Genomic DNA, 12,310 nt, shown 5'->3' on the forward strand with positions numbered 1-12,310 from the left:
CAAATGCCACTGCTATGCTTAGTTTTTTGCAAAAAGGAGACTAAGAATGGCCGATCAATATTCTCTATCAGACGTGTTGGAAAGGATGTATCAGAATCAACTCGGCTTGGAAGCCGCTCTGATGGAATTTGTACTCCTGGTCGAAGCACAGGGAATGGTGGATACCGGAAACAACGTCCGGGAAGCACTTTTTACTATTGGAGAAAACGCTGGCTTCATCAAGCAAGGTTTGGCAAAGCTGAAAGGAAACCGTCCCAGCTAAAGCTTTCGGACTCTCACCGATGTCCAAGATCTTTCGATGTATTTCTTCTACGGTTCACGTTCTCTAAAACCAATCATTAACCGGGGGGGTTCTTACAGCTCGGCTCTCAAAAAAGCCCCCCTTTGCCTACGAATACGCTAGCCCTGCCCCGCGTGTAAAAACCCTCAAAAGAGATGCAGAACTGTTGTTCTCTCACTTTTTGTGGAGAACAAAAAAACGGTGGAATTGAGGCTACAACACGTGACGCTTTTGCCTACGTGTAAGCGCGAATCCGCTGGCTTGTGCACCTTGGCGTTGCCCCGTAACTTGATACCCGTCGCTGCCAATCAGCGGCCGGGTTTAGTCGCCCGAGGTAAGATAGGTTTGCAAACGCATCGTCCAGTCGGGTATTCCCTATCCCTGCACTCGATGGTGGCTGTGAGCAGGGTGCCCCCGGGCACGCCGGAAAAAGCCTACTTCCCCGGTCGACTAACCTGCTTACAGCTGCCACCCCCTCGTTTAGTCGCGAAGCGGTAACAGCCCAACTTATTAGGAAGTTAGGTATGTTCAAAGCTACACCAAATCCCCCATCAGACACCGATCCAAAGGACCCGACCGATCAACCCGATCCGGTCTCCCCCTACGCTTCAATCGATTCGAAAAAACTTCACGACGCAGCCCACAAGGCCCTCGACTTCTACCTGAACCCCAAGGCCGAAAAACCGCGCAACTCCGTGGATCGCGGCATGCAGATGTTCAAGGTCGACCCGGACATCAACCCCGAGGCGATCGCCATCCAGACCTACGAAACCTTTTCTTCGGTGAGCATCCTGCTGCTGGACCTGGCCGACAGCCTGGACGACAAGCCGCGGCATCTGGCGATGGCGATCTATCAGTTGAGCGAGATGGGATTGTTGCTGGCAGAGAGGACGCTGGATAACGAGCGGGCGATTGCTATTGCCTAGCCTTAGGTTATGGGTTGTCTGAAATGACGCCTTCGCGGGCAAGCCCGCTCCCACACGGATCAGTGGTGTCCTTGTGGGAGCGGGCTTGCCCGCGATGCTTTTGGCGGACGTGAATCAGGCCGAGGCGGGCAACGGCTGAAAACTGAAGTATTGCTTCAACGCCTCGACCAGTTGCCCATACTCCGGTGGTGTCCGGTACAGGCTGAAACCGGCGTCGTAATGCCGGGGCGTCGCGTCTTCATGGCACCACAGGCAGCAGGCGCTGAGATCAATCACCTGCTGACAGTCAGCGCCTACAGGAATCTTCAGACGCAATTTGAATTCGGCACCGATCATCATCGGCAACTGGCTGATGAGCATCAGCCCGTCTTCGGAGACGTTGCCCAGAAAGCCTATGGGTTTGTCGGTGACGCTGTTGAACACTCGCAGAAAATACGGCAACTGGTGCCGTTCGATTCGACGGTCAGTAAACATGAACTTATCACCATGCAGGGCCCGGTAAACGGACCGCACTGTGCTTCGGAACGAACCTGCCCGACAGGTCCGCTCTCCCCGCTTCCGGTGTGGCGCTCGCCACGTAATGCTCATGCCAGTCGCAGGTGTTGCGCCGATGTGGAGTCCAGGCTCTAAACCGGTGTCATTGGACTATAGCTCACCTTGTACAGCCGGCCATATTTTGTAGGACAACCGCCATCAGAACCGGGTTGGACGTACCACCGCGGCAGCGCTTCGAGTCGGGTAGTGACCCAGGCTCTGCAGGGTTTCCAGACGCGCGCGGGCGCGGTAGGCGTATTCGCTATTGGGGTACGAGGCGATGATGAACTGATAGGTCTGCGCCGCATCGACGAACATTTTCTGCCGCTCCAGGCACTGGCCGCGCATCATCGATACCTCCGGCCACACGTAAGGGCGGGCACGGCTGGCGCGTTCGACCTTGGACAGTTCGAGCATCACCTGCTCGCAGTTGCCACGGTCGTAGGCGCTGTAGGCGTTGTTCAAATGATGGTTCATCGACCAACGGGTGCAGCCCGTGACGGCGAGGACGCTGAGGGCAAGGGCGGCAATGGGCACGAATCGCATGGGGTATTCTCCTGTCTTGTGATCATTATCGACCTCTGGCGAGAAATCTTCAGAGCCCTTTGCTCCGATTGTCGCGTTCAATAAAGAAAACAATAAGTAGTGCAAACGAACAATGACTACACCCAAAGAGCGTAGTAGCCTCTGCGAGCGCTTGAACCTGAGGAGTCTTTGCATGTCCGTCCGTCGTACCAAAATCGTCGCTACCCTTGGCCCGGCCAGTAACTCGCCGGAAGTTCTCGAACAGCTGATTCTGGCTGGCCTGGACGTCGCCCGTCTGAACTTCTCCCACGGCACCCCCGACGAGCACAAGGCTCGCGCGAAGCTGGTGCGTGACCTGGCTGCCAAGCACGGCCGCTTCGTCGCCCTGCTGGGTGACCTGCAAGGCCCGAAAATCCGTATCGCCAAATTCGCCAACAAGCGCATCGAGCTGAAGATCGGTGACAAGTTCACCTTCTCCACCAGCCATCCGCTGACCGAAGGCAACCAGCAGGTGGTCGGCATCGACTACCCGGACCTGGTCAAGGACTGCGGCGTGGGCGACGAGCTGCTGCTCGACGACGGCCGCGTGGTGATGCGCGTTGAAACCGCCACCGCGACCGAACTGAACTGCGTCGTGACCATCGGCGGCCCGCTGTCCGACCACAAAGGCATCAACCGTCGCGGCGGCGGCCTGACCGCGCCGGCCCTGACTGAAAAAGACAAGGCCGACATCAAGCTCGCCGCTGAAATGGAAGTCGACTACCTTGCCGTGTCCTTCCCGCGTGACGCTGCCGACATGAACTACGCCCGTCAACTGCGCGACGAAGCCGGCGGCACCGCCTGGCTGGTGGCGAAGATCGAACGCGCCGAAGCCGTGGCCGACGACGAAACCCTCGACGGTCTGATCAAGGCGTCCGACGCGGTAATGGTTGCCCGTGGTGACCTGGGTGTGGAAATCGGCGACGCCGAACTGGTGGGCATCCAGAAGAAAATCATTCTGCACGCACGCCGCCACAACAAGGCGGTGATCGTGGCGACCCAGATGATGGAGTCGATGATCCAGAACCCGATGCCGACCCGTGCCGAAGTGTCCGACGTGGCCAACGCCGTGCTCGACTACACCGACGCCGTGATGCTGTCGGCCGAATCCGCTGCCGGCGCTTATCCGCTGGAAGCCGTGCAGGCGATGGCGCGCATCTGTGTCGGCGCTGAAAAGCACCCGACCAGCAAGACCTCCAGCCACCGCATCGGCAAGGAATTCGAGCGCTGCGACGAGAGCATCGCGCTGGCGACCATGTACACCGCCAACCACTTCCCGGGCGTCAAGGCGATCATCGCGCTGACCGAAAGCGGCTACACCCCGCTGATCATGTCGCGTATCCGTTCGTCGGTGCCGATCTACTGCTTCACCCCGCACCGCGAAGCCCAGGCCCGCGCTGCGTTGTTCCGTGGCGTGTACACCGTTCCGTTCGACCCGGCCTCGCTGGCCCCGAACGAAGTCAGCCAGAAAGCCATCGACGAGCTGGTCAAGCGCGGCGTGGTGGAGAAAGGCGACTGGGTCATCCTGACCAAGGGCGACAGCTACCACACCACCGGCGGCACCAACGGCATGAAGATCCTGCACGTGGGCGACCCGCAGGTCTGAGTGACCGGTTGCTGAAAACGAAAAGCCCCGCCATGTGAATGGCGGGGCTTTTTCGTTAATGCCGCTTGATGAACCCGGTCAACGCCGCCAACGCCTCCGGCGAGCGCAGTCGCTGGGTGAACAGTGCGCCCTCCTCCTCGATCACCTTGCGAATCAACTCGCGATCCGGTGCGCGCATCAACTGCTTGCTGATCCGCACCGCCTCGGCCGGCAGCTCGTCAAACCGCAGCGCCATCTCCCGCGCCTTGGCCAACGCGGCTTCGCCGCTGCCCAATGCCTCGGTCGCGATCCCCCATTGCGCCGCTTGCTCACCGGTAAAGCCCTCACCGAGCAGCAACAATTCCGATGCTTTGGCCTGCCCGAGCAATCGCGGCAGGATCAGGCTGGAGCCGAATTCCGGGCACAACCCGAGGTTGACGAACGGCATGCGCAACCGTGCATCCCGCGCCACGTACACCAGATCGCAATGCAACAGCAGCGTCGTACCAATCCCCACCGCCGCCCCGGCCACGGCGGCGATCACCGGTTTGCGGCATTCGAGCAGTTCAAGCATGAAATGAAACACCGGGCTGTCGAGGTCGCTCGGCGGTTGCTGGATGAAGTCGGCGATGTCGTTGCCGGCGGTGAAGCACTCGGCGCTGCCGGTGATCAGCACGGCGTTGATTTCCGGGTCGCGGTCGGCCTGTTTCAGGGCGTCGGCCAACTGGCTGTACATGGCGCGGGTCAGGGCGTTTTTCTTGTCCGGGCGGTTGAAGCGCAGGGTCAGCAAACCGCGTTCACGGTGCAGCAGGATGGCGTCGGGCATGGCAGGTCTCGCGTCTGAGAATTCAGCGCTCAACCACGGCTCAGGAAGACATCGGCCAGCAGTTGATTGCGCGGCAGTCCGGCCAGGAACAGGCGCTTGGCAAAGGCGTCGACGCTGGCCGTCGAGCCGCAGACTAAGGCCAGGGTTTGCCGGGAAACAAGGCGCAGTTGCGCCAAAGCGCCCGGCAACTCGGCCGCCGTCCACCGTTCGACGCTGAGGTTTTCCCGCTGCGCGGCCAGTGCCTCAAGGGGTTTGGCCAGGTAATGCCCGTCCGCATCATGGGCCAGATGAATAACGCGAATGGCGCCCCGATGATCGTGACGCAAGGCTTCGCGCAACACGCCGAACAACGGGCCGAGCCCGGTGCCGGCGGCGAGCAGCCACAGCGGCCGGTCGTGCCAGTCCGGGTCGTAATGCAGCGCGCCGCCGCGCAGTTCGCCGAGGCGGATCGGGTCGCCGATCTGCAAGCGCCGGGCAGCATCGCTGAATTCGCCGGGCTGGCGGCAATCGAGGTGGAATTCGAGAAAGCGGTCCTCTTCCGGCAGGCTCGCCAGCGAATACGGCCGCGCAATGTGGCCGGCCCACAGCACCAGATGCTGACCAGCGCTGTAGCGCAACGGCCGCTGGGGTGTCAGGCGCAATCGCAACACGCTGTCGCCGAGCCAGTCCAGCGCTTCGACCGTGGCCGGGCGCCCATCGGTGACAGGGTCGAAGGTGTGCACCTGCAAGTCTTCGATCACCTGACACTGGCAGGCCAGCCGCCAGCCCTGCTCACGCTGTTCGGCGCTCAGGGCATCGGGGCGACTGTCGGCAGGCAAACCCCGGACGCATTGCACCAGACACGCATGGCAACTGCCGGCGCGGCAGCTGTAAGGCACCGCCACACCGTTCTGATTGAGGGCATCGAGCAGGTTGCTGCCCGCCGCCACCGACCACTGTCGTTCACCGACCCGCAGTTCAGGCATCGACGTTCTCCCACGCCGCCGCGCAACGGTTGCGCCCGTCGCGCTTGGCCCGGTACAGCGCCTGATCGGCGCGCTGCAAGGCGTCGTCCAGATCATCGCCCAGTTCCAGCAGGGTCATGCCGGCGGACAAGCTCAGGTTTTTCACATTCAGGCCCACCAGTTCAACGTCGGTGAAGGCGATGCGCAGGCGTTCGCAACAGGCGGTCAGCCGCTCGGCGTTGCAATCGGGCAGCAGCACCACGAATTCCTCGCCACCATAACGCGCCAGCACGTCGCCGTCGCGCAGGCAGGCTCCGGCCACACCGGCGAAGGCCTGCAAGACCTGATCGCCGGCGGCATGGCCGTGAATATCGTTGATGCGTTTGAAGTGGTCGAGGTCGATCAGCGCCAGACCGTGCACCACGTCGGCCTCCATCGCATTCAACTCGCGGGTGGCCAGGCGCAGGAAATGCCGACGGTTGAACAGCCCGGTCAATTCGTCGGTAGCCACCAGGTCTTCGAGCTGGCGCATCATCCCGCGCAACGTGTCCTGATGCGCCTGCAAGGCAAACCGGCGCTGGCGCATGCGTTGTCGCGAGGTCTGGACGAAGCGCGCGTAAATCACCAGCCACGCCAGCACAATCAACAGGATGCAGGCCTGCAACGCGGACAGCGCCGGATCGTGCAGACGCATGTGATAACCGTCCCACAGCGTGATCGCGCAGAAACTGAAGAACACCAGCATCGCGCAGCGCACGAAGGCCCGCCGCGACAGATGGAACAGGCCGAACAGCAGGATCAGCACATAGAAGACCAGGAACTCGCCCCGGGCCTCTTGCAGATGCGCGATCAGCCACGTCTGCCAGCCGAGGCCGAGCAGCACTTGCGCTTCGGTCAGGCTCGGGTCGGAAAACCGCAGGTTGGCGCCTGAGAAAAACACCGCGAACAGGGTCGCCTGGCTGATGACCACCAGGGCGCTGCCGACAGCGACGCCTGCCAGCGAGTCTTCGTAGTGTCCGGTGAAATACGCCAGCCACAGCAGCAGCAAGGCCAATCCATAGGTGGCTGCAGCGAGGGCAAAGCGTTTAAGCAAAAGACGTTGAATGGCGTTATGGGTCAATCGTTGACTCACCGTGCGATAAGAGGCTGACCGAGTGTCCTACTCTACAGACCGGCTGCCACTTTAGTGGCCCAGTCGATAAATGACCATTGATTTTCGGGCCGGGTATTTGGCGTCAAAAACCTGCAGCCATGCGACCAACGAATGACTCCGGGCAGATGTGCCCGCCACCGAGGCGCGGTATACTGCCGCGCCTTTTTAGCGTCGCGCCAGCAGCCCCGGCGTGCCTTGAAAGGTGTCTGCGACCGACCGATGCACCCAAGCCGCAGGCACCTTATTGAATGTTCCCGTCTTTTAGAGGAGCGCGACTCATGACCGTGATCAAGCAAGACGACCTGATTCAGAGCGTTGCCGACGCCCTGCAATTCATTTCCTATTACCACCCCGTGGACTTCATCCAGGCGATGCACGAAGCCTACCTGCGCGAAGAATCGCCAGCGGCCCGTGACTCGATGGCGCAGATCCTGATCAACTCGCGCATGTGCGCCACCGGCCACCGGCCGATCTGCCAGGACACCGGCATCGTGACCGTGTTCGTGCGTGTGGGCATGGACGTGCGTTGGGATGGCGCGACCATGAGCCTGGACGACATGATCAACGAAGGCGTGCGCCGCGCCTACAACCTGCCGGAAAACGTCCTGCGTGCCTCGATCCTCGCCGACCCGGCCGGTGCGCGTAAAAACACCAAGGACAACACCCCGGCGGTCATCCACTACTCCATCGTCCCGGGCAACACCGTGGAAGTGGACGTGGCGGCCAAGGGCGGTGGTTCCGAGAACAAGTCAAAAATGGCCATGCTCAACCCGTCCGACTCGATCGTCGACTGGGTACTCAAGACCGTTCCGACCATGGGCGCCGGCTGGTGCCCACCGGGCATGCTGGGCATCGGCATCGGCGGTACTGCCGAGAAAGCCGCCGTGATGGCCAAGGAAGTGTTGATGGAATCCATCGACATTCACGAGCTCAAGGCCCGTGGCCCACAGAACCGCATCGAAGAAATGCGTCTGGAGCTGTTCGAGAAGGTCAACCAGCTGGGTATCGGCGCCCAGGGCCTCGGTGGCCTGACCACCGTGCTCGACGTAAAGATCATGGATTACCCGACCCACGCCGCTTCCTTGCCGGTGTGCATGATCCCGAACTGCGCCGCTACCCGTCACGCGCACTTCGTGCTCGACGGTTCCGGCCCTGCTTCGCTGGAAGCGCCACCGCTGGACGCTTACCCGGAAATCGTCTGGGAAGCCGGCCCGTCGGCCCGTCGCGTCAACCTCGACACCCTGACCCCGGAAGACGTGCAGAGCTGGAAGCCGGGCGAAACCGTCCTGCTCAACGGCAAGATGCTCACCGGTCGCGACGCCGCGCACAAGCGCATGGTCGAGATGCTGAACAAAGGTGAAACCCTGCCGGTAGACCTCAAGGGTCGCTTCATCTACTACGTCGGCCCGGTTGATCCGGTCGGTGACGAAGTGGTTGGCCCGGCCGGCCCGACCACCGCCACGCGGATGGACAAGTTCACCCGTCAGATCCTCGAGCAGACTGGCCTCTTGGGCATGATCGGCAAGTCCGAGCGCGGCCCGACCGCCATCGACGCGATCAAGGACAACAAGGCTGTGTACCTGATGGCCGTTGGCGGTGCCGCTTACCTGGTGGCGCAGGCGATCAAGAAGTCCAAGGTCCTGGCGTTCGCGGAGCTGGGCATGGAAGCGATCTACGAGTTCGAGGTCAAGGACATGCCGGTCACCGTTGCGGTGGACAGCAAAGGTGAGTCGGTGCACATCACCGGTCCTGCGATCTGGCAACAGAAGATCAGCGAAAGCCTGGCGGTTGAAGTGCAGTAAGCGCTTCATCTGCCAGCAAAAAGGCCGGGCGGTCAGCAATGATCGCCCGGCCTTTTTTTCGCCTGCCATAAAGTGCCGGCACCAGCACCTGTCAGATCTGACAGGTGTCGAAAGAAAAATGCTTTGTTAGCGTGCAATCTCGGCATTCACTGGTTACGTCGCCATGGTTCCTGATGCAGATGCGCTAGTCACCCCGCCCTCCATTGCCAAAACCGCGTCCATTGCCACCAATGGGCGCAGTTGGGGAGAGATCGGTGCGAGCGGGCAACGGTCTTACTCTCTGACGCTGCCGACGATGTCATGCAGGCTGACGGAACCGACCTGCGGCCCGAACTGACGACGCGCGGCAAGATCAAGGCCAACCTGGATCGGCAAACGGGAAAAGTCACGAACATGCTCCGCGGTCTGGCCAATACGGTTCGAACCCACAGAGCCAGCCCAAAAGTCGTGGCCTGAACGCACATAATTTATGCCTCGACAACCCTGCCGCCACAGGGAGGCATGTTATCGTGCCACCCCGTCCTGCCATCCATTCGTCCCAGCATGCTGCCGACTTCCCGTACCTTGCGTCTGTCGTTGTATACCCTGCTGATCATCGCCGGTGCCGCCCTTGCTGCAACGCTGGCAATCCGTCACGCCGAACGCCAGGCGCTGGAAGAAGACGCTGCCCGGGCCAATCAGCAACTGGCGCTGTACGCCAACTCGCTGCACACCCTGATCGACCGCTACCGCGCCCTGCCCGCCGTGCTCGCGCTGGATCCGCAATTGCGTGCGGCGCTGGCCGGTCAGGTGGATGCCGAACAGCAGGCTGCGCTGAATCTGAAGCTGGAAAAGATCAACGGCGCCGCACAGTCCTCGACCCTGGAGCTGCTCGATCACACGGGTCTGGCAGTGGCGGCCAGCAACTGGCGCTTGCCCAGCAGTTACGTCGGCCACAACTATGGCTTTCGCCCCTACTTCAGCCAGACCCGCACTCAGGGCACCGGGCGCTTTTACGCGGTCGGCGTGACCAGCGGGATTCCCGGTTATTTCCTGTCCAGTGCCGTGCTCGGTGACAGCGGCGAGTTCCTCGGGGCGATGGTGGTCAAACTCGAATTCCCGGAGCTTGAACGCGAATGGAGCCATGGCAACGATACTCTGCTGGTCAGCGATGCCCGGGGCATCATCTTCATCGCCAACCAGCCGGACTGGCGTTATCGCCTGCTGCACCCGCTGAGCCCGGCCGATTACCGCGAGATCAAGGCCACCCGCCAATACGACAAACAGTCGCTGGTGCCGCTGACACATCTGTCGCTGCGTCGCTTCGATGACAACAGTGATCTGCGTCGCGTCGAAGGTCCGCAAGGCACGGCGGATTACCTGTGGGAATCGCTGCCGCTGACCGCCGAAGGCTGGACCCTGCACCTGCTGCGTCGCCCGCAACTGTCCTTCGAAGACCAACGCAATGCCGGGCTCGCTGCTGCCGGGGTGTGGCTGGCGCTGGTATTCCTGTTGCTGTTCCTCAACCAGCGCTGGCGCCTGGCAAAAATGCGCCAGCGCAGCCGCGAAGAGCTTGAGCAACTGGTCGAAGAACGCACCCGTGATTTGCGTACCGCACAGGATGGTCTGGTGCAATCGGCGAAACTCGCGGCACTGGGGCAGATGTCGGCGGCGCTGGCTCACGAAATCAATCAGCCGCTGACCGCCCAGCGCATGCAACTGGCGACCCTGCGCCTGCTGCTCGATCATGGGCGCGTCGATGACGCCTACAAGGCGCTCAAACCGGTGGATGACATGCTCACGCGCATGGCGGCCCTCACCGGTCATTTGAAAACCTTCGCCCGCAAGAGCCCCAGCGGCCTGCGCGAACGGCTGGATCTGGCGACGGTGGTCGATCAGGCCTTGCAGTTGCTGGACGCCAGAATGCGCGACGAACAGGTCAGTCTGGTGCTGCACCTGACCCGGCCGGCGTGGGTGCGCGGCGATGCGATCCGTCTCGAACAGGTGCTGATCAACCTGCTGCGCAACGCCCTCGATGCGATGCAGGGCAAACCGTGCAAGCGTCTGGAAATCCGCCTGGAAACCGACGAGCAACTGTGGCGCCTGAGCGTCATCGACAACGGCGGCGGCATCGCCGAAGAACATCTGGGGCAGGTATTCGATCCGTTCTTCACCACTAAACCGGTGGGTGACGGGCTGGGTCTGGGGCTGGCGGTATCGTTCGCCATCGTTCATGAATCCGGCGGACGCCTGTGCGCCGAAAATGGCGACAACGGCGCGGTGTTCAGCCTGACCTTGCCTATCGATCTGGAGGCGCACATCTGATGCTCAATTCGGTGATGGTGGTCGATGACGAAAGCAGCATTCGCAGTGCCGTCGAACAATGGCTGAGCCTGTCCGGGTTCGAGGTGCAGCTGTTCAGCCGCGCCGAGGAATGCCTGGCGGCTTTGCCGGCGCATTTTGCCGGGGTGATTGTCAGCGACGTGCGCATGCCCGGCCTCAGCGGTCTTGAGCTGCTGGCCGAAGTGCAGCGCCGCGATGCCGACCTGCCGGTAATTCTGCTGACCGGCCACGGCGATGTGCCGATGGCGGTCGAAGCCATGCGCGACGGCGCCTACGATTTTCTGGAAAAACCCTTCAGCCCCGAGACCCTGCTCGGCAGCCTGCGCCGGGCACTGGACAAGCGTCGGCTGGTGCTGGAAAACCGCGCCCTGCACGAACAGGCCGACAACCGCGCCAGACTGGATGCGACACTGCTGGGTGTGTCCCGTAGTTTGCAGACCCTGCGCCGGCAGGTACTGGACCTGGCGACGCTGCCGGTCAACGTGCTGATCCGTGGCGAAACCGGCAGCGGCAAGGAACTGGTCGCCCGTTGCCTGCACGACTTCGGCCCCCGCGCCGACAAGCCGTTCGTGGCGCTGAACTGCGCGGCGATCCCCGAGCAACTGTTCGAAGCCGAGTTGTTCGGGCATGAAAGCGGCGCGTTCACCGGCGCCTCGGGCAAGCGCATCGGCAAACTGGAATACGCCGATGGCGGCACGCTGTTTCTCGATGAAATCGAAAGCATGCCGCTGGCCCAGCAGGTGAAACTGCTGCGGGTGTTGCAGGAGCAGAAGCTGGAGCGGCTGGGGTCGAATCAGAGTATTCGCGTGGACTTGCGCATCGTCGCGGCGACCAAACCCGACTTGCTGGATGAAGCGCGGGCCGGGCGTTTTCGCGAAGACCTGGCGTATCGTCTGAACGTCGCTGAGCTGCGATTGCCGCCGCTGCGTGATCGTCGCGAAGACATTCCGTTGTTGTTCGAATCCTTCGCCCAGAGCGCCGCCCAGCGTTTGGGCCGGACCTTTCCGCCGCTCAGTGGCGCGCAGTTGAGCCACCTGCTCAGTCACGACTGGCCGGGCAATGTGCGCGAGTTGGCGAACGTGGCCGAGCGGCAGGTGCTGGGGCTGGATGAACCGGTGCAGGGTATCGATCCGGGCCAGTCGCTGGCGGCGCAGCAGGAAGCGTTTGAAGCGCAGTGTCTGCGGGCGGCGTTGACCCGGCACAAGGGTGATGTGAAAGCCGTGCTTGAAGAGCTGCAACTGCCGCGCCGAACCTTTAATGAAAAGATGCAGCGCCATGGTTTGACCCGGGAGATGTTTGTGCAGGGTAGTTGATTTTTACAGTGCCTGATCGGGCCCCTTCGCGGGCAAGCCCGCTCCCACAGGGATTTTTGTG

The 12,310-nt window shown here is 61.9% G+C and carries 11 protein-coding genes; 6 read left to right on the forward strand and 5 right to left on the reverse strand.

Going from position 1 to position 12,310, the window contains the following annotated elements:
* Positions 1–46 precede the first annotated feature (46 nt).
* The gene (locus NE357_RS22420) at positions 47–262 is read left to right on the forward strand and encodes a hypothetical protein (protein ID WP_169431653.1); all 216 of its coding nucleotides are present in this window, start codon (positions 47–49) and stop codon (positions 260–262) included.
* A gap of 542 nt (positions 263–804) precedes the next feature.
* Positions 805–1,206 (forward strand): DUF6124 family protein, encoded by a 402-nt coding sequence (locus NE357_RS22425; protein WP_169431654.1) that lies wholly within the window; start codon positions 805–807, stop codon positions 1,204–1,206.
* A 114-nt stretch (positions 1,207–1,320) separates the two neighbouring features.
* On the opposite strand, the gene NE357_RS22430 is transcribed toward NE357_RS22425, so the two are convergent.
* Both NE357_RS22430 and NE357_RS22435 read right to left on the reverse strand, forming a co-directional pair.
* Positions 1,321–1,680, reverse strand: a complete 360-nt coding sequence (locus tag NE357_RS22430; protein WP_169431655.1) for a PilZ domain-containing protein — start codon at positions 1,678–1,680, stop codon at positions 1,321–1,323.
* A gap of 219 nt (positions 1,681–1,899) precedes the next feature.
* On the reverse strand, positions 1,900–2,286 hold the full coding sequence (locus NE357_RS22435; protein WP_007951249.1) for a tetratricopeptide repeat protein: 387 nt from the start codon (positions 2,284–2,286) through the stop codon (positions 1,900–1,902).
* 172 nt (positions 2,287–2,458) lie between these two features.
* On the opposite strand from NE357_RS22435, the gene pyk reads away from it, so the two are divergent.
* A complete protein-coding gene (gene pyk, locus NE357_RS22440) occupies positions 2,459–3,910 on the forward strand; it encodes a pyruvate kinase (protein WP_169431656.1) in 1,452 nt (483 codons plus the stop codon).
* Between the two features lie 55 nt (positions 3,911–3,965).
* Here pyk and NE357_RS22445 read toward each other — a convergent pair whose 3' ends face one another.
* From NE357_RS22445 to NE357_RS22455, 3 genes are read right to left on the reverse strand one after another with little or no spacing between them, the layout of a single operon-like run.
* Positions 3,966–4,715 (reverse strand): enoyl-CoA hydratase-related protein, encoded by a 750-nt coding sequence (locus tag NE357_RS22445; protein ID WP_169431657.1) that lies wholly within the window; start codon positions 4,713–4,715, stop codon positions 3,966–3,968.
* A gap of 29 nt (positions 4,716–4,744) precedes the next feature.
* On the reverse strand, positions 4,745–5,680 hold the full coding sequence (locus NE357_RS22450; RefSeq protein ID WP_169431658.1) for an iron-sulfur-binding ferredoxin reductase: 936 nt from the start codon (positions 5,678–5,680) through the stop codon (positions 4,745–4,747).
* Positions 5,673–6,779, reverse strand: coding sequence for a GGDEF domain-containing protein (locus tag NE357_RS22455; RefSeq protein WP_169431659.1), 1,107 nt, complete (start codon positions 6,777–6,779; stop codon positions 5,673–5,675). Before NE357_RS22455 ends, NE357_RS22450 begins: the two co-directional genes overlap by 8 nt.
* Before the next feature lie 311 nt (positions 6,780–7,090).
* Here NE357_RS22455 and NE357_RS22460 point away from each other — a divergent pair, with 311 nt between their 5' ends.
* The 3 genes from NE357_RS22460 to NE357_RS22470 all read left to right on the forward strand — a co-directional run bounded on the left by NE357_RS22460 (position 7,091) and on the right by NE357_RS22470 (position 12,249).
* Positions 7,091–8,614 carry a fumarate hydratase gene (locus NE357_RS22460; RefSeq protein ID WP_007960181.1) on the forward strand — a complete coding sequence of 508 codons (1,524 nt, stop codon included), beginning with the start codon at positions 7,091–7,093 and terminating at the stop codon, positions 8,612–8,614.
* A 543-nt stretch (positions 8,615–9,157) separates the two neighbouring features.
* Complete coding sequence (locus NE357_RS22465) at positions 9,158–10,918, forward strand: sensor histidine kinase (protein WP_169431660.1); 1,761 nt, start codon at positions 9,158–9,160, stop codon at positions 10,916–10,918.
* Positions 10,918–12,249 (forward strand): sigma-54-dependent transcriptional regulator, encoded by a 1,332-nt coding sequence (locus NE357_RS22470; protein ID WP_169431661.1) that lies wholly within the window; start codon positions 10,918–10,920, stop codon positions 12,247–12,249. The genes NE357_RS22465 and NE357_RS22470 overlap by 1 nt, the downstream gene beginning before the upstream one ends.
* Positions 12,250–12,310: the final 61 nt, after the last annotated feature.

Source organism: Pseudomonas sp. G7(2022), from assembly GCF_052660475.1.

Coding starts and splice junctions, on each gene's coding strand:
- NE357_RS22420 (WP_169431653.1), top strand. CDS start 47: ATGGCCGATCAATATTCTCTATCAGACGTGTTGGAAAGGATGTATCAG.
- NE357_RS22425 (WP_169431654.1), top strand. CDS start 805: ATGTTCAAAGCTACACCAAATCCCCCATCAGACACCGATCCAAAGGAC.
- NE357_RS22430 (WP_169431655.1), bottom strand. CDS start 1,680: ATGTTTACTGACCGTCGAATCGAACGGCACCAGTTGCCGTATTTTCTG.
- NE357_RS22435 (WP_007951249.1), bottom strand. CDS start 2,286: ATGCGATTCGTGCCCATTGCCGCCCTTGCCCTCAGCGTCCTCGCCGTC.
- pyk (WP_169431656.1), top strand. CDS start 2,459: ATGTCCGTCCGTCGTACCAAAATCGTCGCTACCCTTGGCCCGGCCAGT.
- NE357_RS22445 (WP_169431657.1), bottom strand. CDS start 4,715: ATGCCCGACGCCATCCTGCTGCACCGTGAACGCGGTTTGCTGACCCTG.
- NE357_RS22450 (WP_169431658.1), bottom strand. CDS start 5,680: ATGCCTGAACTGCGGGTCGGTGAACGACAGTGGTCGGTGGCGGCGGGC.
- NE357_RS22460 (WP_007960181.1), top strand. CDS start 7,091: ATGACCGTGATCAAGCAAGACGACCTGATTCAGAGCGTTGCCGACGCC.
- NE357_RS22465 (WP_169431660.1), top strand. CDS start 9,158: ATGCTGCCGACTTCCCGTACCTTGCGTCTGTCGTTGTATACCCTGCTG.
- NE357_RS22470 (WP_169431661.1), top strand. CDS start 10,918: ATGCTCAATTCGGTGATGGTGGTCGATGACGAAAGCAGCATTCGCAGT.